At 56.2% G+C, this 19083-nt stretch carries 18 protein-coding genes; 1 reads left to right on the plus strand and 17 read right to left on the minus strand.

Features of this window, described 5'->3' with window-relative positions; all coding sequences use genetic code 11:
• Positions 1 to 6: 6 nt before the first annotated feature.
• From menH to MKleb_RS19060, 4 genes are all read right to left on the minus strand, one after another.
• Positions 7 to 765, minus strand: a complete 759-nt coding sequence (menH, locus tag MKleb_RS19045) for a 2-succinyl-6-hydroxy-2,4-cyclohexadiene-1-carboxylate synthase (protein ID WP_025106687.1) — start codon at positions 763 to 765, stop codon at positions 7 to 9.
• Entirely contained in the window at positions 762 to 2432 is a 1671-nt protein-coding gene (menD, locus tag MKleb_RS19050; RefSeq protein WP_025106686.1) for a 2-succinyl-5-enolpyruvyl-6-hydroxy-3-cyclohexene-1-carboxylic-acid synthase, read from the minus strand. The genes menH and menD overlap by 4 nt, the downstream gene beginning before the upstream one ends.
• Positions 2433 to 2509: 77 nt before the next feature.
• Positions 2510 to 3805 (minus strand): isochorismate synthase MenF, encoded by a 1296-nt coding sequence (gene menF, locus MKleb_RS19055; protein WP_025106685.1) that lies wholly within the window; start codon positions 3803 to 3805, stop codon positions 2510 to 2512.
• 97 nt (positions 3806 to 3902) lie between these two features.
• Positions 3903 to 4364: a GNAT family N-acetyltransferase gene (locus tag MKleb_RS19060; RefSeq protein ID WP_004852808.1), complete on the minus strand. Its 462-nt coding sequence runs from the start codon at positions 4362 to 4364 to the stop codon at positions 3903 to 3905.
• Between the two features lie 184 nt (positions 4365 to 4548).
• Between MKleb_RS19060 and rnz the strand changes: the two genes are divergently transcribed.
• Positions 4549 to 5469 (plus strand): ribonuclease Z, encoded by a 921-nt coding sequence (rnz, locus tag MKleb_RS19065; protein WP_014230243.1) that lies wholly within the window; start codon positions 4549 to 4551, stop codon positions 5467 to 5469.
• Between the two features lie 46 nt (positions 5470 to 5515).
• On the opposite strand, the gene MKleb_RS19070 is transcribed toward rnz, so the two are convergent.
• The 13 genes from MKleb_RS19070 to nuoI all read right to left on the minus strand — a co-directional run bounded on the left by MKleb_RS19070 (position 5516) and on the right by nuoI (position 19083).
• Positions 5516 to 6046 (minus strand): tyrosine-type recombinase/integrase, encoded by a 531-nt coding sequence (locus MKleb_RS19070; RefSeq protein WP_025106684.1) that lies wholly within the window; start codon positions 6044 to 6046, stop codon positions 5516 to 5518.
• Between the two features lie 33 nt (positions 6047 to 6079).
• Positions 6080 to 6589: a fimbrial protein gene (locus MKleb_RS19075; protein ID WP_025106683.1), complete on the minus strand. Its 510-nt coding sequence runs from the start codon at positions 6587 to 6589 to the stop codon at positions 6080 to 6082.
• Between the two features lie 12 nt (positions 6590 to 6601).
• A complete protein-coding gene (locus tag MKleb_RS19080; protein ID WP_025106682.1) occupies positions 6602 to 7642 on the minus strand; it encodes a fimbrial protein in 1041 nt (346 codons plus the stop codon).
• A gap of 19 nt (positions 7643 to 7661) precedes the next feature.
• Positions 7662 to 10211 (minus strand): fimbria/pilus outer membrane usher protein, encoded by a 2550-nt coding sequence (locus tag MKleb_RS19085; protein ID WP_025106681.1) that lies wholly within the window; start codon positions 10209 to 10211, stop codon positions 7662 to 7664.
• A gap of 30 nt (positions 10212 to 10241) precedes the next feature.
• On the minus strand, positions 10242 to 10904 hold the full coding sequence (locus MKleb_RS19090; protein ID WP_014230248.1) for a fimbrial biogenesis chaperone: 663 nt from the start codon (positions 10902 to 10904) through the stop codon (positions 10242 to 10244).
• Between the two features lie 62 nt (positions 10905 to 10966).
• A complete protein-coding gene (locus MKleb_RS19095) occupies positions 10967 to 11503 on the minus strand; it encodes a fimbrial protein (RefSeq protein ID WP_014230249.1) in 537 nt (178 codons plus the stop codon).
• 425 nt (positions 11504 to 11928) lie between these two features.
• Positions 11929 to 12480 (minus strand): tyrosine-type DNA invertase, encoded by a 552-nt coding sequence (locus MKleb_RS19100; protein ID WP_025106679.1) that lies wholly within the window; start codon positions 12478 to 12480, stop codon positions 11929 to 11931.
• Positions 12481 to 12681: 201 nt separating this feature from the next.
• Positions 12682 to 14139, minus strand: coding sequence for an NADH-quinone oxidoreductase subunit NuoN (gene nuoN / locus MKleb_RS19105; RefSeq protein WP_004852828.1), 1458 nt, complete (start codon positions 14137 to 14139; stop codon positions 12682 to 12684).
• A gap of 6 nt (positions 14140 to 14145) precedes the next feature.
• Positions 14146 to 15675 carry an NADH-quinone oxidoreductase subunit M gene (gene nuoM / locus MKleb_RS19110; RefSeq protein WP_004104059.1) on the minus strand — a complete coding sequence of 510 codons (1530 nt, stop codon included), beginning with the start codon at positions 15673 to 15675 and terminating at the stop codon, positions 14146 to 14148.
• Positions 15676 to 15838: 163 nt separating this feature from the next.
• Positions 15839 to 17680, minus strand: a complete 1842-nt coding sequence (gene nuoL, locus MKleb_RS19115; protein ID WP_217076072.1) for an NADH-quinone oxidoreductase subunit L — start codon at positions 17678 to 17680, stop codon at positions 15839 to 15841.
• On the minus strand, positions 17677 to 17979 hold the full coding sequence (gene nuoK / locus MKleb_RS19120) for an NADH-quinone oxidoreductase subunit NuoK (protein ID WP_004104062.1): 303 nt from the start codon (positions 17977 to 17979) through the stop codon (positions 17677 to 17679). Before nuoK ends, nuoL begins: the two co-directional genes overlap by 4 nt.
• Positions 17976 to 18530: an NADH-quinone oxidoreductase subunit J gene (gene nuoJ / locus MKleb_RS19125; protein WP_014230252.1), complete on the minus strand. Its 555-nt coding sequence runs from the start codon at positions 18528 to 18530 to the stop codon at positions 17976 to 17978. The genes nuoK and nuoJ overlap by 4 nt, the downstream gene beginning before the upstream one ends.
• 10 nt (positions 18531 to 18540) lie before the next feature.
• Entirely contained in the window at positions 18541 to 19083 is a 543-nt protein-coding gene (nuoI, locus tag MKleb_RS19130) for an NADH-quinone oxidoreductase subunit NuoI (RefSeq protein ID WP_004104066.1), read from the minus strand.

Here is a 19083-nt window from a genome sequence, read left to right on the forward strand (position 1 = left end):
CTTCGGTTAACTCGCTAAAAACTGCGCCAGACAAGCCACGACAGCATCGGGGTTTTCCCGATGCGCGTTGTGTCCGGCATGATTAATCACGTGCGCGGTGGCGGAGAGTTCATCGGCGATGGCGCGAAACTTGCCGTCGCGTTCGCCGCAAAGGTAATGAAAAGGGAAATCGCGCGCCCGTAACGACGCGCGCAGATCGGGTTGTTCCGCCAGCGAGCTGGCCTGCAGCATCGCCGCCAACGCTCCGCCGTTATTGCGGCTGCGTAGCGCAACCAGTGCCGCCCGCTGCGCTGCGTCCAGGGAAGCGAAGACCGGCTGCTGATACCAGTCGGCAAAGACCTGGGTCAGCGGCTCGCGGCGAAAGCGTTCAGCCCAGGCGGCATCGCTGTGCCGGCGCAGCCTACGCTGGTTATCATCCCCCAGGCCCGGATGCCCCCCCTCGACGACAAGCCCGCAGAGCCCTTCGCGCGGCTGGCTGACATAGAACATCGCCACCCGTCCGCCGAGGGAGTATCCCACCAGCCAGTACTTAAGTATGTTGTAACTATTAAGCGTATTCTTAATCAGCTCGCTGACATCGGCAAAATGGTTGACGGTAATATGCGCCGATCCGCCGTGGCCAGGCAGGTCAATATAGAGACGCGGATACGCGCCAAACGCCTGCCCCACCGTGCGCCACTCATGACTATCCCCGGCAAAACCGTGCAAAAAGACCAGCCAGGGATAGCCCGGCAGGCCGCTTTCAGCCACCGCGTGCAGCGTCATAGCTGACTCACCTGCGCCAGCAGCTGCTGAAGCGTTTGCGTACCGTCGGTTTCATTAACCGCCAGCTCAATCAACGTCGCGCCGGGTCCTCGCCAGGCAACGTCCAGCGCCTGCTCCAGCTCATTCCAGTCCGCAGGGCGATGGTAAGTCAGATTGAACATCGCCGCCGCGTGCGCGAAATGGATATTCTGCGGCATCAGATAGAACTGGCTGCGCTGCTCCTGCGGCGTGGGCAGCAGGGAAAAAATCTGCCCGCCGTTATTGTTGACGACAATCAGCACCAGCGGCGCGGAGGCCTGATGCAGCAGGGCCAGCGAGTTGAGATCGTAAAGCGCCGAAAGATCGCCGACGATAGCCAGCGTCGGACGCGCGCTGGCGCGCTGTACCCCGGCCGCCGTCGCCAGCAGGCCGTCTATTCCGCTGGCCCCGCGATTGCTGTAGACCGGGTAACCTACCGGTAGCTGCGACAGCGCGTCAATTAAGCGCACCACCAAGCTGTTGCCGACAAACAGCTGGCCCTGTTCCGGCAGATAGCGCCGGATTCGCTGCGCCAGCTGGGCTTCGCCGAAATCCTCGCTGCTGGCGACCGCCGCCTGCCATGCCTGGCGCGAAAGCTCGGGAATGACGGTGGGCCACGGCTGTCGTTTTTCCGCCGGATGCTGTTCAAGCCAGCGGTCGATGGCGCACACCAGCCGGCGACCGCGATGCTGGGCGGGATCCAGTCGCCCCGGCAAATTATCCACCAGCCAGTACTCTTCGGGTTCGCAGGTGGCCTGCCACTGCAAAACGCGTTTGCTGGTCAGGCTGCTGCCCAGTTGAACAACGATTTGCGCCTGCGCCAGTTCACTGACCGCCTTGCCGTTGCCCAGCCACAGGTCGGCGCAGGGGAGCGGCTGCCCGGTTTGCGAGAGCACATCGCCAATCAGCGGCCAGCCGAGGGTTTTCGCCCACTCGGCCACCTTGACGCCCTCTTCCGCGCTCATCCGTCCGGCGACCACCACGCCGCGTTTCTGCCGCCAGAAAAACCAGTCGCGCTGCTTTTCACTTTCCAGATGCAGAGAGTGACGCAGCCAGGGCTTGTCGCTCTGCCACCAATCACCGAGCTGCTGCTGCCACTCGGCGCCGGTGTCGTCCATATCGCCATACAGCGGTTCGGCAAACGGACAGTTAATATGAACGCCGCCGCAGTGTAGCGCGCCGAGCGCCTGGTCGAGGGTCGAGACCAGCCAGCGGGCGGAGATATCCTGCGACGGACGCGGCAGGGATAGCGTCTGCGACGGGTGCGAAGCAAACATGCCCGGCTGGCGAATCGCCTGATTCGCGCCGCAGTCAATCAGCTCCGGCGGCCGGTCGGCGGTCAGTAAAATGAGTTTTTCACCGGTCAGCCCGGCTTCAATCAGCGCCGGATAGAGGTTAGCCGTCGCGGTACCGGAGGTCACAATCACCGCCACCGGCTGACCGCTGGCTTTCGCCAGCCCTAACGCCAGATGGCCGAGGCCGCGTTCATCAAAGTGGGTATGGTGAATAAATGCGCGGTTTTCCGCCGCCGCCAGGGTTAAAGGTGTCGAGCGCGATCCGGGCGCAATGCAGATATGCTGCACGCCGTGGCGCGTCAATGCTTCAAGGATCACCGCCGCCCAGCGTCGGTTAAATGCGCTTACAGACATGAATTTGTCCAGTATCAAATATTGAGGCTAAGTATAGATAAAGCAAACTGTTGCCGTTTTGATATGCATCGTTTTCTCTATACTTCTGACAGCAGTAACGAACGCAATCCCGCGGCTTTATTTTCAATTTCCTGCCACTCCTGCTCCGGGTCGGAACCGCTGACGATCCCCGCACCGGCGTAGAGTCTGAGCGTACGCTGTTCGATTTTCGCCGAACGCAGAGAAACGCAAAATTCGCTTTGCGCCAGCGACAGATAGCCGGCGGAGCCTGCATACCAGCCGCGGGTAAAAAGCTCATTACGGGTGATAAAATCCAGCGCAACCCGGCGCGGTAAACCAGCAACCGCCGCCGTGGGCTGGAGCTGATGAAGGCAGCGGGCATCGTCAGGCTTCTCCAGCTCGGCCCAAATACAGCGCCGGAGATGCTGTACTTTCCGCAAACGGACAATCTGCGGCGGCAGGACTTCCAGCGCGCGGGTCTCCCCTTGCATCCGCTGACAGATATCCTCCACCACCAGCATATTTTCGCGCTGGTTCTTATCGTCGGCCATCAGCCAGCTACCCAAACGCTGCGCCTGGCGATCGTCCGCATGACTGGCAACGGTTCCCGCCAGCGCTTCGGTACGCAGCAGCGCCCCGCGACGCCGCCACAGCCGTTCCGGCGTAGAGCCCATAAAGGCCTCTTGCGCGTTAAAGACCATCAGGAAGTGGAAGCAGTTAAGGTTGCTGCGGCGGCTGGCCGCCATAATCGCTCCGGCGTTTAACGGGGCGGCGAAGTGCAAATCGGTGGCGCGAGCCAGCACCACTTTATCCATCTCCCCCGCCGCTATCGCCTGCGTCGCCTGCGCAATCAGCTCTCGCCACTGCGGATAAGCCGGGAAATGCTGTTCGCTCAGCAGAGAGGGCATCGCGGTAGTCTGCGCCTGTTTCGCCACCAGCGAATCGAGAAATTCACGTGCCGCACGGGCATCGTCGCGGAGCGAGGTCTCGCTATATAACACCAGGCGTAGCGTGGCGCTGCCGCCCAGTCGACGCCACTCCAGCCTCGGTAAGATCAACAGACCCTGCTGAGGATGAAAGGCGTTAAGGCCGCAAATTCGCAGATCGTCACGCCCCTGCTGGCGCAAAAAAGCGTGCGCCTGCTCAAGGGAAGCAAAGATTTGCACCGCCCCCAGCGCGGCCAACTCTTCATCGCCGCTGCGCTGCTGCCAGTAGAACTGCGGCCACTGCGGCTGATGCGTGCACCACAGAAGGGGATCAAATGCGTCATTCAGCGCGAAGGGGATATCGAAAATTCGCGTACCGGGCAAGTGCGGGAACGCTTCATCCAGGCAGCGATACAGGCTTTCCAGCGCGGTGGATACAGACAGCACGCAAACCTCCACGGAGTAAAAACCCCACATTATACGGGGTACTACTGAGGAATAGCAGTACCCACGATGAGGGAGCGGTTTTTAATTAGCGCGGCGGTTAGTGGGTGGCGATTTCGAAGGCCATGCCGATATGGTCGATGCCGTCCTCGTCGTAAACCTCGGTCACCGGCACAAAACCGAAGCTGGCGTAGAATTTTTGCAGGTGCGCCTGGGCGCCAAGATAGATAGCCTTTTGCGGCCAGTGTTGCCGGCAGCTGGCCAGCGCCTGTTCCATCAGCTGATAGCCCAGCTTCTCGCCGCGCACCGCCTGGCTGACAATCACCCGGCCAATCACCACCGGTTCAAACTCATCATCGCTCTTGAGAATGCGCGCGTAGGCTACCAGCTCATCGCCGCGCCAGCCGAGAAGATGGCGATTCTCCCCCACCAGATCGTCGCCGTCGACGTCCTGATAGGCGCAGGTTTGTTCGACAACGAACACCGCACAGCGTAATTTCAGCACGGCGTAGAGCTGTGGGACGGTCAGTTCACCGTGGTGAAGATCCTGCCATGTAATCATCTGCGCTTCCTTAATTAATTTTAACCCTAAATAATTCAAGTGGCATGAAGGCGGCCAGCGAGCGAATCCCCTGGAGCTTACATGAGTAAGTGACTGGGGTGAACGAGTGCAGCCAACACACATGCAACTTGAAGTATGACGGGTATACTTTGTTTTTTGACTCACGCCCTAAGGACACTGGACGATGGAATTACTCTTTTTGGGGACATCCGCTGGCGTGCCTACCCGTACGCGTAATATGACGTCGATAGTGCTGAATTTGCAACAGCCAACAATGGCTGAGATGTGGCTGTTCGACTGCGGGGAGGGAACTCAGCATCAGTTTCTGCGCACCCCTTACCATCCCGGCAAGCTGAATAAGATTTTTATTACGCATTTACATGGCGATCATCTCTTCGGTCTCCCCGGCCTGCTGTGCAGCCGCTCGATGCAGGGTAATTCTCTGCCGCTGACGCTGTACGGACCGAAAGGACTTAAAGCGTTCGTGGAAACCGCGCTGCGCCTCAGCGGCTCCTGGACCGATTACCCGCTGACGATTATCGAAGTCGGGCCGGGACTGGTGCTCGATGAAGCCGGCTTCCGGGTCACCGCCTGGCCGCTCAACCACCCGGTCGAATGCTACGGCTATCGTATCGAACAGCATGATAAGCCGGGCACCCTTGACGCCGCGCAGCTTATCGCCGAAGGCGTGCCTCCCGGTCCGTTATTTCAGCGCTTAAAACAGGGATTAACGGTTGAGCTGGAAGATGGACGGCGGATTGACGGCAGCCGCTACCTCGGCCCGGCAACGCCGGGTAAGAAGCTGGCTATTTTCGGCGATACCGCCCCCTGCGAGGCGGCGCGGGAGCTGGCCTGCGGCGTGGATGTCATGGTTCACGAGGTGACGCTCGAACAGGCGATGGCGGAAAAAGCGAACAGCCGCGGGCATTCAACCAGCCAGCAAACGGCGGCGCTGGCGCGCGACGCGGGCGTCGGCACGCTTATCGCCACCCACTTTAGCTCTCGCTATGACGCTGAAGGCTGCCAGCGTCTGCTGGCAGAGTGCAGAGAGATATTTCCGTCTACCGTGCTGGCGGAAGATTTCATGGCGTATAGCGTAGAATAAAAAAGCGGCGTACCGCGGCAGAGAGACGCCGCGAATACGCCAGCCATTACTCTTCAGCGTAGCTGTTATAACGCAGAATAGATTTTAAATTGCGATAGCCCAGGTAATCCTGGATCGAGTCGTCATCAATTCCTTTTTTTCCCAGCTCATAGCCGCACGCGTGGCGCAGCATCCTGGGATGAATATTTTGCTTCAGCTTCGCCAGCTCGCAGCACTCGCGAATAATTTGATAAAAACGCTGGCGCGTCATCTGATTGCCCCGGGAAGAGATAAACAGCAAATCGTTATGAGCCGGGTAACACTCTCTGGCCAGTAGCCAGCGCTGTAATGAGATAATTTCTTTGGGTTGTAAGGGATGATACCCAGAGATACCGTGACGCGCCCGGCGAATATAAACCCGTTTTCGCGACAGGTCGACATCCCGCAAGGTCAAGGCGGTAATTTCGTTAATCCGACAACCGTGCAAAAAACACATCTGGATCATGCAGCTATTTCTTTCCGGGTGCGCACAATAATGTGCAGCAAGTACCAGACGCTCAACGTCCTTGACGCTAAGATATTCCGTATCTACCTGCATACGTTATTCCTTTTCATCCATTTGACTATAAAATTACTGATAGGTAAATGTCAGCTGTACAATAGACTCAAATTTACCCACCGTTGCTCCACCCCGGGTTGAATATAAACGGGCAGCCAGCGGGAATACGCCTTTCCCGGTACTGCCGTCGATAGCAATACTCATCTGGTCCTGATTTTTATAAAGAGTAGAGTGATCGCTACTGGTGATTTGCAGTGCGATATTCTGCGCCGCATCGCTGGCGGCCATATTGGCAAAATGTCTGGCATCATCAACGTCGATAACGCCGTCAAATTTTACCGTTGCTTTTGTTGTCCCCGCCGGGCAGTTTTCGACATTCAGGTAAAAGGATTTCCACTCTGAAGCGTTGCCGGCCGTTTGAAAGTCAATATTCAGGAGCGGGCCAAAATTAACCTCTTGATACTTCGTGTCGGTACTGACGTCACAGGGGAGATAATAAATATTGCCGGTAATATTCAAAGGGATCCCGCCCGAGGATGAAAAAACAGGCAGCAATAATGCCAGCCATAACGTCTTTTTCATTATCTACTCCTGCTATTCAATTTCTGCCTGAATGGTTGCCGTAGCGGTAAAGCCTCCGCCGCTGGGTAAATTCCCGGTGGTATTAATCGGATAAATTTTCATAGTGGTGTCCCCGGTCTGACTCGGGTAATTAAAATTGACCGGCAGCAGACCTGAAATGACCGGTATTTTGACGCCGGTAATATTTTCAATGCGCACCGCAATATCGCGATTGGTGGTCGCCAGCGCAGTGCTATCGTTAGTATCCGCCATTCCCTGGAACGACAGCGCGATTTTTACCCCGGCGGAAATATTGGTACAGGCCACCGTCATATTAACAACATGTGGAGAGAAGCCCTTCGGCATCTGGCCCGCGGTTTTAAAATGGTTGGCGGCAATATCCTCAAAATCAATATTAATCGCTTTACCGGTATTAATCTCGCAGGACTGCGGAACCGTTACCGACCCGCTCATTGAAATTTGCGTCAGGGGGATACCGCTGTAGCTGCCCGTTTTTCGCGTCCCGTAAACACTCAGGATAACCGTCGGAGGGATCGTCACCTGGCCAACAAAAGGCCGGGTAAAATAAAGCGAAATATATCCCAGTGACCCTGTGTCAAAAATGGAGCCGCCGGGATTACAGGCAAAACCTTGATTATTCTGATTACTCTTATCCTCAATCGGCGTAGGAATATACTTATTCACACCCCCTGCAATAAATAACTCGGTGGCAATTTCCAGGTATTTATTTAGCTGGTAATAATTTAATCCGTTGCGGCTTTGCGTCGCGGTAAGGCCTGGCACCGTGGCTTTAAAATACGTCACCCCGCTGGCACTATCACAGTCACACTTTGCCTTGTAGGTTCCCCCGGTACTCCAGTGGTACAAACGGGAAAACTCCATTCCGGCCTGATTTTGTGAGGGATTAGTAAAGCTTTCAATAAATGAAAAGCTATCCTGAAAAGGCGCCCCGCCATTACCGGTATTCTGACACCACCCGGTTGCCGCCATCGCCTGCGGCGCGATCGCCAGCGCCGTCAGGCCCGCTAATATTCCCCATGAAAATCGTTTCATTGTCTCTGCATCCTTTCGATTATCGGCATTGCGCCTGGGCCACAATAATGCCGGTAAGTTCTTTTGCTGACGGCAGCGCATAGTGGATCTGGCAGCGGTCTTGCGTCCCGGAGCCCCACTTCACGTTGAGTACGCCGTTAGATTCCAGTCCGGTCAGGTAGACCTGTCCGCCATCGCCAACGATGAACGCCTGCTCAGAGGATGCCGCCCCGGGGACGCTGACCATGGCCCCGAAAGGCAGGGGTTGCCCGTTCTCCTGGCGTACCGTCATCAGTACCCGGTTACCCACGCTGGTGGCATAATTTGCGCGAACCACCGCCCCACGGGTAGGCACAACCGTCTGCGTCGCCAACTCGAGGTCGACATCGTCCGGCATCGTCGTGGTATCGAGCGTCAGGATATTCTTACGATACGGCGAGGCGTAAGGCACGACGGTATAGCCTCGCCAGTCGGTTCTGACCCCTGTCTGGCTATTCACGCCGACGCCGGCGGCGCCGGGCGCCCTGATGAGAGCGACGGTTTCGCCGAAAGGCTGCCCCAGCGTCAGGCCGTTTTCATGTACCAGCGCTCCGCCGCGCAGGGCGTAGTTCAGCCGATGGCTGTATTTATCATGGCTGTAGCCGCCGGTAAGTTCAGCATAGGTTGCACGCCAGTCCGCATTGACGCTGCCGCTCTCCCCTCTTCCCTGGCTGGTGTAGCCTTCCTGCACGCTCCAGCTCAGGTTATTACGCTCCAGCAAGGTGCCGGAGAGGCCCAGATTGTTGCTGGTGGAGCCATTTTTACTGCTGTTCAGGGAGTAGTTGGCATAAACCGGCTTCGGTAGCCATTCCCCCAAAGGCACGCTGATGCTCAGGGCAAAAAGGTGGTCTTCATCATTACGCTTACCGGTGTTCTGGTCGGTCGTATTGCGGTTATAGCTGTAGTTCATACTATAGCTGATGCCGCGCCAGCTATTGTTGTATCCGACGCCCACTGACTCCATAGTGCGGCCGGTATTCCAGTAATCTTCGCGAATATAGCTCAGCGACAGCGACCCCATTTCTTCGCCAAGGCTCTGGCTGATCGTCACCTCCCCGCGGTTGCGCCTCCGTTCAATAGAAGGCGTGTAGTTGTCATCCCGATAGGTATCCAGCACTTCCTGCATATCCCAGTAACCGCTGGTCGCATAGCGATATCCCGCCAGGCTTACGTTAGTCCCCAGGCCCGGGAGGTCTTTGCTGTAACGCAGACGTACCGACTGCCCGCTCTCTTTATCTTTATCCTGTCGGGTCGACCAGGCCTGGATGATATCGGTCGATACGGCGCCCAGTTCACCGAGGTTTTTCCCCATTCCCAGCGCCACCGACTGGTACTTACTGCTAAACTGGCCGCCGCCGTACAGGGTTAACCCCCAGGGCAAGCCGTAGATTGCCGTCGCCTGCGTGAGGGGCGTTTCGTCAATGCTGTTGTCGTAGGCGCGATACACGCCGGAGGTCATGCTATATTTCAGCCGCCCTTCGCGCTGCAGGACAGGGAGCGAAGCGTAAGGTACGATCAGGTTCTGCTCGCTGCCGTCCGCCTCTTTGATGGTGACGGCTAAATCACCCGAGCCGCCGGTCGGGTACATATCGGTGATTTCAAAAGCGCCAGGCGCGACGTAGGTCTGGTAAATCTCATAGCCGTTCTGGCGAATAATGACCTGAGCATTAGTGCGCGCAATCCCGCGAACGACGGGCGCGTAGCCGCGCAGGCTTTCCGGCAGCATATCGTCATCGGAAGCCAGCATCGCCCCGCGAAAGGGAACGCCCTCAAAAACGTCGGCGTCCGTGCTGCTATCGCCCAGCGTCATCACCCCCTGTAGCGATTTGATGTTGCGCTGCGCATAAGTATAAACCGTGTCCCAACTATTGCTGGACTCTCCCCCGCTGCTGCTGCGCGACCAGGTCGTGTAGTTACGTAAACGCCACGGCCCGACGTTGATACCGGGGCGCAGGTTAACGTATTGATTATCGCTGTCCGGCGTATCGTTCTGACGTGACCAGTTATTTGCCCCGCTAAAGGAGTAATTCAGCAGGATCGCCGGCACCCCCTCATCCCACTGTTTCGGATCCACCCAGCCGCGGGCGGCGCTGGTCACCGCCGCCTGCGGGAAGCTCAATAGCAGGCGCTGCTGGCTGAAGCGAAAATCAGATTTTGCCTGCGGTATCACGCTGATATCCGCGCAGCCGGGCGATCTGCGGCCCAGCTCTGGAAATTGGGAGACGCGCACGCCCCATTCGGCCAAATCGTCTACCGTCAGGCAAGGCTGTAATTCCGTTATTCCCGGCCCTTTGCTCTGCTGAAAAACCACATCGCGGGTGTCCATAAAAACGTTATTAAGATAAATATCTACCCGATAGGTCCCCGGCAGCTGTCCGCCAGCCTGCTCGTAAGCGGATAAATCCCTGACGCCCGTATGCGGGCCGTCCATTTCCAACAGGGCCGGGTTAAAAACCTCCCGCGCCAGGACATCTTCACACAGCGGTAGCAGCGCAACGGCCAGAGCGCCGGCTATCCGGTTAAGCCGCCATTTATTATGATTATTTTTCATTTTCCCTGGAACTCCCTGGCCTGAAAGCCTCTACAAATTCGCGTGGTGCAGCGCGCCGGTACCGCCATAATCGTTAATCAGTTTCCACTGCAAAGCGCCCGCGCTGACGCCCGGCAGTTGAAAGCGCGCCGTTTCTCCTGGCCCCACCCAATTGGCCTCTTTAACTTCGGCGCCCCCCACTTTGACCTCGGCAAAATTCATATAAAAGGCGGTGGGATTCATGACCTGTAGCGTATTGCCGCTGCGCGTCCAGCGAAGCTGCTCCGTCACCATCTCCGGCGTTCCCTCAACGGATTTAGGTCGATAAATTAATTTGATGCGCGTTTTGATAGCGATCTGTAGGGTATTGGCGCCGGCTTTAGCCTGCGAGGAGGGAATCGCTTTGATGTTCATCCAGAACATACTTTCTTTATTTTCCGGTAAGCCGCCGCTGTAAATTACCCGCAGTCGGGTTTGCTGCTCGCCCTCAAGGCGAAATAAAGGCGGCGTTAACAGAAAAGGGGCTGCGCCCTTATTACTTTCAACCCAGCTTTGAATGAGATAAGGCGTAGCATCATTATTGGTTACGCTCAGTGAGGACTCTTTTTTACCGCCGGGATAAATCAGACGAGTTCCGCCGGTCACCACGCCCGCATGCGCCGCAGCGCCGACCAACAGCCATCCAGCTATTAGCACTTTCAGGTATTTTTGCATCTCCAGCTCCCTGGAAAAGCGAGCCACATAGGGCTCGCTAACACTGTCATATAGACGGAAAATTAGTTATAGCTGATGGTAAAGTTGGCTGTACCGTCAGCTTTACCCGCAACGATAGTGCTTTCAGTCTGGATATAACGGACGCGGAACGGCAGATCGATATTGCCGGTAGCGGGGATGGTCAGGCTGGCAGAACGCGTATAGAGCGGCAGCGTCGCGTTGCTGCTGGCGTCAACCAGCTGCAGGGCCACGCCTTCGGCAACGGCAGGATCGGTACCCGCTCCGGTCAGCTGCAGTTTATCATTATCACCGTTGACGTTAGCGCCGGAGAACAGTACCGATGCTTTGGTGACGGTAGTCGGGCAGTTTTCCAGTTTAATCGCGAAATTCTGTTCAGCCGCAGTAGACCCCGTACCGCTAAACGCGGTCTTGGCAATCTGCCCCATCTGAACTTCCAGCGGGTTGGACAGGTCGTTCACCACGTCGCAGCCCGCATCGATAATATCGCCGATAAACTTCACCTGACCGTCATCCGCCAGCGCAGCACCAGAGAACGCCGCGCAACCGGCGACAACAGCAGCAAGTAATGTTTTTTTCATGATTTATCCTTTTCAATGCAGTCGATGCATTAACTTATAAGCGCAATACCCTGCGCATCCTTTTATTTACGTTTGATATTAATAACGCAACAAAACATTGACCCATGAAATGGATATAATATTTTGAAGTGGTCATTATGTATCAATATGACCACTTCAATTAATTAGAATATAAATTGCCAGGGAAGGCGTTTTTGATTTCATATTTATCAGGAAAAATCCCAATAAACACGATAAAAAGCTAAAGAATGAGAGGCGGAACAAACCATACATAAAGCCAATTAAAACAATTAAAAAATACATGACACCTATACTTAATATAACTATATGAAAATAATAGTAAAAAATATTGTTAATCATAAATTGACATTGTTACTACCTGTGGATAGCATAGGAGTCAGTTTGATACAAAATGACTATTCCGTTTACCAAACTTCTCTAAACCTCGCATCGTTACTGGCTGTATAGATAACCGTGTGCTGAATATTCCGGTGTCCAAGAAAGTCCTGAATTAATCGCGTATCCACCCCCTTATTAGCCAGCGCGAAACCGCATGCGTGGCGCAGCATATGCGGATGCGCGTTGATTTCCAGCTGGGCGACGAGGCTCAGGTTCTTCATCATCTGGTATATTCTCTGCCGGGATAAAGGCTGGCCATTTCGTGACAGAAAGAGCCAGCCAGAATTATTTCCGGGATAATTATCACGCACGCGCAGCCATTCGTTGAGTACCTTTACCTCTTGTTTATAAATAGGATGAGTGGTTGAAAAGCCGTTCTTCAGTCGACGAATATAAATGACCCCGCTTTGAATATCGATATCAGAGAGCTTCCAGTGACGAATTTCGCTCACTCGACAACCATGATTAAAACACATCCACAGTAAACAGACATCGCGCTCCGGGTTTGCTCCCCGCCTGGCCGCTTCAACCAAACGCTGAACCTCCCCGACAGTCAAATGCTTACGTCTTGTTTTCATTCACTTTCTCCATCTACAAAACACAATAGCGTGCGTAGTAATAATAGTACGGAAAATAAGAGGATGAGTGGAAACGTAAAGTGAGATTAATATGATAAAAAGCATGAATAATACGAAAAAGAGTAAAGAAAGCGCCTGGCGCTTTTGCGTAGATAAAAAAAGGACCGCCGAAGCGATCCTTTTCTCTGGCTAAAGATAGCATTACATCAGCGGCGTAGCCAATTGTACGATGCTGATGAGCGGCTGCGGCCAAACGCCCAGCACCAGCACCAGCAGCGCGGAGATGAGCACCACGATGCCTCCGGCGCTGTACTGCCAGTTAGACGGCGCATCGCGATTCAGTTTCTCCGGCGCGCTCAGATAGAGGCTTACCGCCACGCGCAGGTAGTAGTAGAGGCCAATCGCTGAACCCACCACTACCGCGCCGACCAGCCACCACAGGTGCGCATGCACACCCACCGCCAGCACGTAGAACTTACCGATAAAGCCCAGCGTCATCGGAATACCGGCAAGAGACAGCATCATCACCGTCATTACCGCCGACAGAATCGGACGATGCCAGAACAGGCCACGGTAGGAGTAGAGCGAATCGGCATCCGGGCCGCGGTACGGGCTGGACATCAGGCTCACCACGCCAAACGCGCCGAGGCTGCTGAACAGGTACCCTGCCAGATAAACGCCCACCGCTTCCATCGACATCTCACCGCTCTGCAGAGCAATCAGCGCCACCAGCAGATAGCCAAGATGAGAAATGGAAGAGTAGCCGAGCAGACGTTTAATATTGGTCTGGCTCAGGGCCATCAGGTTCCCGAAGATAATCGAAGCAAAGGCGATCAGGCCCAGCACCACGCGTACCGCCTCGCTGTCGCCCACCGGCATATAGAGGAACAGGCGCATGACCACGCCAAAGATGGCGATTTTACTGGCGGTCGCCAGGAAGGTGGAAACCGGAGCAGGCGCGCCCTGGTATACGTCCGGCGTCCACAGATGGAACGGCACCAGCGACAGCTTAAAGCCGAGACCGACAATCATCAGACCGAGACCAGCCAGCAGCAGCGGCTCGTGCAGCATGCCATCCGTCAGGCTCTTACCGAGCGCCAGGAAGGAGAGGTTACCGGAGTTGGCATACACCAGCGCCATACCGAACAGCAGAAACGAAGAGGCAACGGCGGACAGAATCGTATATTTGATACTGGCTTCCAGCGAACGTTTCTGGCGGAAGGCGTAGCCCACCAGGCCGAACAGCGGCAGCGAAATCAGCTCAATGCCGAGGAACAGCGCCGCCAGATGGTTAGCGCCCGCCAGCAGAATACCGCCCAGCGCGGCGATCAGCACCAGAAGATAGAACTCTTCTTTGTTGTCCTTGTAACCCTCAAGCCACGGGTAGGCGAAAGTACAGGTGGCGAGGCTCGCCAGCAGCACCAGCCCGGTATAGAGCATCGCGTAACCGTCAACGCGAATCAGCGGCGTGACGTCCATCGCTCCGTTCTGACCCACGAACCAGAGTGATATCAGCGCGGCGTTCAGGCCGAGAACCGACAGCGTGGCATTGAGGAAATGATTGCGTCGCCACGCAATGGAGAGCATCACAACCACCACCGTCAAGCCGACGATCAGCAGCGGTAGCAGTGCGATCAGTTGTTGTGGAGTTATTGTCATGGCGAATTACGGCCTTGTAGTAGAAACAGAATTAACAAACCACTGCTGAATGTTGCTCATCGCAGAGTGCGAGGTGTCCAGAATCGGCTGCGGGAAGAAGCCCAGCAGCACCAGCAGAACGACCAGCAGCAGGATGATCGACAGTTCACGCAGGGACATTCCCGGCAGCGCTTTCGCGGCGATTTCGCTTTTTGCTTTACCAAAGTACGCGCGATGCAGCATCGACAGCGAGTACACGGAAGCGAACACCAGACCAAAGGTCGAAATAACGGTAATCACCGGCACGGTTTTATAGCTGCCGAACAGAATCATAAATTCGCCGACGAAGTTACCGGTACCCGGCATCCCGAGGGTCGCGACCGCAAAGAACATCGACAGCGCAGGCAGCCACTTGATCTTGCTCCACAGACCGCCCATCTGACGCATATCGCGCGTATGCAGACGCTCGTAAAGCTGACCGCAAAGAATAAACAGGCCGGCAGCGGACAGACCGTGAGCAATCATCTGAATCACCGCGCCCTGATAAGCCAGCTGGCTGCCGGTGTAGATAGCAATCAGCACGAAGCCCATGTGGGAAACGGAGGTGTAAGCAATCAGACGCTTGATATCGTACTGGCTGAAGGCCATCCACGCGCCGTAGAAGATACCGATGACGCCCAGCCACATCGCGATGGGGGCAAATTCGGCGGAAGCGTTCGGGAACAGCGGCAGCGCAAAGCGCAGCAGGCCGTAGGCCGCGGTTTTCAACAGGATCCCCGCGAGGTCAACGGAACCCGCGGTCGGCGCCTGAGAGTGCGCATCCGGCAGCCAGCCGTGCAGCGGAACCACCGGCATTTTTACCGCGAAAGCGATAAAGAAGCCCAGCATCAGCAGGTATTCCACGCCGTGGGACATCGGCGTCTTCAGCAGCTCTTCATAGTTGAAGGTCCATACGCCGGTAGCGTTGAAGTGAACAAACGCCAGCGCCAGGATGGATATCAGCATCACCAGACCGCTCGCCTGGGTATAAATGAAGAACTTGGTTGCCGCCGTGATACGCGTTTTACCGTCGGAAGCCTTATGGCCCCACAGCGCGATCAGGAAGTACATCGGCACCAGCATCATTTCCCAGAAGAAGAAGAACAGGAACAGGTCGATAGCCAGGAATACGCCGATCACGCCGCCCAGGATCCACATCAGGTTAAGATGGAAAAACCCCTGATATTTCTCGATTTCGCGCCATGAACAGAGCACCGCCAGCACGCCGAGCAGCCCGGTCAGCACCACCATCAGCAGCGACAGACCGTCGATAGCCAGATGAATGCTAATCCCGAATCGCGGGATCCACGGCATCACGAATTCCGACTGCCACTGCGGAATACCGGTAGATTGCGTGAGAGAATAGCCGCCCTGCATCCACAACTGCAGGCCAAGCAGAAACGTCAATCCCATAGTGATCAGCGCGATCCAGCGCGGCATCTTCACGCCAAAGCGTTCAGTCTGCCAGCACAGGAAGCCGCCGATGAAGGGAATTAATATTAGCCAGGGTAATAACATGGCGATCTTTATTCCTTGTTAAAGTCCCGTTCAGGACCGATTTTCAACGAATTCTCACAGAAAATTCACTTCGGATTGCGGGTGTTATTGCCCGGCAGCGCTATGCTTGCCGGGCCTACTGCTTGTAAGTCGGGTTAACCGACAACGCCCACAATCCTCAAACTCAACGCAATACCATCAGCAGCGCCAGCACCACGACAGCGCCGATGCCCATAGAAGCCACATACCAGCGCAGATAGCCGTTCTCGCTCACCACCAGGCCTTTGCCTGCGAAACGGGAAAGGATCGCCGGAATGTTCATCAGGGCATTCAGCGGATCGCTCTTCAGCAGCCACGCCACGCCGAGGAACGGCTTAACGAACACTTTGTCATACAGCCAGTCAAAGCCCCAGGCGTTGTACCACCAGGTATCGAGCAGACGACCCGGCGCGCTGTTGGCAATCGACGTCACCAGCGTGCGTTTACCCAGCCACAGCCAGGCGGCAATCAGAATACCGGCGATAGCAATCACCCCGGAGGCAATTTCCAGCGTCATGACGCGTCCGTGTTCAAGCTCGGTGGTCTGCGGCAGTACGCCTTCCAGCGGCGGCACAATCAGCGCGCCAACAAAGGTCGAGAGCACCAGCAGCACAATCAGCGGCAGATGATGGGTAATCCCCTTCCCTGCGTGAGCGTGAATTTGTTCTTTGCCGTGGAACACGATGAAAATCATACGGAAGGTGTACAGGGAGGTCATAAACGCCCCGACCAGGCCGGCAACCATCAGATTCAGATGACCGTTCGCCATCGCGCCCGCCAGAATCTCATCCTTACTGAAGAAGCCCGCCGTCACCAGCGGCAGCGCGGACAGCGCCGCGCCCCCCACCAGGAAGCAGACGTATACCAGCGGAATAGACTTACGCAGGCCGCCCATCTTGAAGATATTCTGTTCGTGGTGGCAGGCCAGAATCACCGAACCGGACGACAGGAACAGCAGCGCTTTAAAGAACGCATGGGTCATCAGATGGAAAATCGCCGCATCCCACGCCTGCACGCCGAGCGCGAGGAACATGTAGCCAATCTGGCTCATGGTGGAATACGCGAGCACGCGTTTGATATCGGTCTGCACCAGCGCGGCGAAGCCTGCCAGCACCAGCGTTACCGCTCCGACGATACCCACCAGATGCAGAATTTCCGGGGTCATCAGGAACAGGCCATGGGTACGCGCAATCAGGTAGACGCCAGCGGTCACCATGGTGGCGGCGTGGATCAGCGCGGAGACCGGGGTTGGGCCGGCCATCGCGTCCGCAAGCCAGGTCTGCAACGGCAGCTGCGCGGATTTACCCACCGCGCCGCCCAGCAGCATCAGGGTTGCCCACCACAGCATGTTATTACCGGCTTCGAAGTGCGCAGGCGCCAGTTCAACCATTTCGCGGAAGTTCAGGGTGCCCAGCTCGTTGTAGAGAATGAACAGCGCGAACGCCAGGAACACGTCGCCGACGCGGGTCACCACAAAGGCTTTCATCGCCGCCGCGCCGTTCTTCGGATCGGTGTAATAGAAGCCGATCAGCAGATAGGAGCACAGGCCCACGCCTTCCCAGCCGAGATACATCAGCAGCAGGTTATCAGCGAGCACCAGAACCACCATGCTGGCGATAAACAGGTTGGTATAGGCGAAGAAGCGGGAGTAGCCCTCTTCGCCGCGCATGTACCAGGAGGCGAACATATGGATCAGGAAGCCGACGCCGGTCACCACGGACAGCATGGTCAGAGAGAGACCGTCCAGCACCAGGTTGAAGCCGACGTTGAAGTCGCCCACCGACATCCAGGTCCACAGCGGCACGCTGACCGCCTGTTTGCCGTTGGCGAAGAAGTCAACGCCGACAAACGCCGTGACCAGCGCCGCCAGGCCTACCGAGCCTACCCCCACGGTGGCGGATAAGTTTTCCGACCAGCGGCCGCGAGAGAAGGCCAGCAAAACAAAGCCAATCAATGGCAAAAGAATGGTTAAGGCAAGCATGTTCATCCGCGCAACTCACTTACTGAATCGATGTTCAGGTTCTGGCGACGACGATGGAGCTGCAGCAGCAGCGCCAGGCCGATACTCGCTTCCGCGGCGGCGAGGGTGATGGCGAGGATATACATTATCTGGCCATCGGTCTGGCCCCAGTAGCTCCCTGCAACCACGAAAGCCAGCGCCGCGGCATTGATCATGATCTCCAGGCTAATCAGCATAAACAGCAGATTGCGGCGGATGACCAGCCCCGTCAGGCCGAGGACAAACAGGACAGAGGCGAGGATCAGTCCATGTGTTAAGGGGATCATGCGTGTTCCTCCGTTTTTCTTTTATCGCTGTCGTTCGGACGGTTGCTCAGCACTTCCCCGACGCGCTCTTCACGGCCGATATGGAAGGCAACAACCAGGCCCGCGAGCAGCAGCATGGAGGCCAGCTCCACCGCCAGAACGTACGGACCAAACAGCGCAATACCGACCTCTTTGGCGTTAATCGCCGCGCCGTCGATACCCTGATCGTTAATACCAAGGATGGCGTAAACGATAACCACCAGCAGTACCGCTGCGAGAATGGCCGGACCGATCCAGATCCCAGGTTTCAGCCACTGGCGCTCCTGCTCGATTTCGCTGCCGCCCAGGTTGAGCATCATCACCACGAACACGAACAGCACCATGATGGCCCCGGCGTAGACGATAATTTCCAGCGCACCGGCGAAATAAGCCCCTAAGGAGAAGAACACCCCGGCGATCGCCAACAGCGAAATGATCAGGTACAGCAGCGCGTGCACCGGATTGGTGTGGGTGATCACCCGCAGGGTTGCGAGGATGGCTATCAGGCCACAGATATAAAAAGCGAATTCCATTGCCCTCTCCTTACGGTAACAGGCTCTTGACGTCGATAGGCTTAGCTTCGTTCTCTGCTTCGCCCTTATCTTTGCCGTCGATTGCCATACCAGCCATCCGGTAGAAGTTATATTCCGGGTATTTACCCGGACCGGAAATCAGCAGATCCTCTTTTTCGTACACCAGATCCTGACGTTTGTATTCGCCCAGCTCAAAATCCGGGGTCAACTGAATCGCCGTGGTCGGGCACGCTTCTTCGCACAGGCCGCAGAAAATGCAGCGCGAGAAGTTGATGCGGAAAAACTCCGGGTACCAGCGGCCGTCTTTGGTCTCCGCTTTTTGCAGAGAGATACAGCCTACCGGACAGGCTACCGCACACAGGTTACAGGCAACGCAGCGCTCTTCGCCGTCCGGATCGCGCGTCAGCACGATGCGGCCACGGTAGCGCGGCGGCAGATATACCGGCTCTTCCGGGTACATCCGAGTTTCACGTTTGGCAAAGGCGTGCATCCCGATCATGCAGATACTGCGGACCTGGGTGCCAAACCCTACCAATAATTCTTTTAAGGTCAT

This window comes from Klebsiella sp. PL-2018 (assembly GCF_019048985.1).
Lineage (GTDB): Bacteria > Pseudomonadota > Gammaproteobacteria > Enterobacterales > Enterobacteriaceae > Klebsiella > Klebsiella michiganensis.

What these genes read in the sequence shown, in the direction of transcription:
- menH (WP_025106687.1), bottom strand. Translation starts at nt 765, where the DNA reads ATGACGCTGCACGCGGTGGCTGAAAGCGGCCTGCCGGGCTATCCCTGG.
- menD (WP_025106686.1), bottom strand. Translation starts at nt 2,432, where the DNA reads ATGTCTGTAAGCGCATTTAACCGACGCTGGGCGGCGGTGATCCTTGAA.
- MKleb_RS19060 (WP_004852808.1), bottom strand. Translation starts at nt 4,364, where the DNA reads ATGATTACATGGCAGGATCTTCACCACGGTGAACTGACCGTCCCACAG.
- rnz (WP_014230243.1), top strand. Translation starts at nt 4,549, where the DNA reads ATGGAATTACTCTTTTTGGGGACATCCGCTGGCGTGCCTACCCGTACG.
- MKleb_RS19070 (WP_025106684.1), bottom strand. Translation starts at nt 6,046, where the DNA reads ATGCAGGTAGATACGGAATATCTTAGCGTCAAGGACGTTGAGCGTCTG.
- MKleb_RS19075 (WP_025106683.1), bottom strand. Translation starts at nt 6,589, where the DNA reads ATGAAAAAGACGTTATGGCTGGCATTATTGCTGCCTGTTTTTTCATCC.
- MKleb_RS19080 (WP_025106682.1), bottom strand. Translation starts at nt 7,642, where the DNA reads ATGAAACGATTTTCATGGGGAATATTAGCGGGCCTGACGGCGCTGGCG.
- MKleb_RS19085 (WP_025106681.1), bottom strand. Translation starts at nt 10,211, where the DNA reads ATGAAAAATAATCATAATAAATGGCGGCTTAACCGGATAGCCGGCGCT.
- MKleb_RS19090 (WP_014230248.1), bottom strand. Translation starts at nt 10,904, where the DNA reads ATGCAAAAATACCTGAAAGTGCTAATAGCTGGATGGCTGTTGGTCGGC.
- MKleb_RS19095 (WP_014230249.1), bottom strand. Translation starts at nt 11,503, where the DNA reads ATGAAAAAAACATTACTTGCTGCTGTTGTCGCCGGTTGCGCGGCGTTC.
- MKleb_RS19100 (WP_025106679.1), bottom strand. Translation starts at nt 12,480, where the DNA reads ATGAAAACAAGACGTAAGCATTTGACTGTCGGGGAGGTTCAGCGTTTG.
- nuoN (WP_004852828.1), bottom strand. Translation starts at nt 14,139, where the DNA reads ATGACAATAACTCCACAACAACTGATCGCACTGCTACCGCTGCTGATC.
- nuoM (WP_004104059.1), bottom strand. Translation starts at nt 15,675, where the DNA reads ATGTTATTACCCTGGCTAATATTAATTCCCTTCATCGGCGGCTTCCTG.
- nuoL (WP_217076072.1), bottom strand. Translation starts at nt 17,680, where the DNA reads ATGAACATGCTTGCCTTAACCATTCTTTTGCCATTGATTGGCTTTGTT.
- nuoK (WP_004104062.1), bottom strand. Translation starts at nt 17,979, where the DNA reads ATGATCCCCTTAACACATGGACTGATCCTCGCCTCTGTCCTGTTTGTC.
- nuoJ (WP_014230252.1), bottom strand. Translation starts at nt 18,530, where the DNA reads ATGGAATTCGCTTTTTATATCTGTGGCCTGATAGCCATCCTCGCAACC.
- nuoI (WP_004104066.1), bottom strand. Translation starts at nt 19,083, where the DNA reads ATGACCTTAAAAGAATTATTGGTAGGGTTTGGCACCCAGGTCCGCAGT.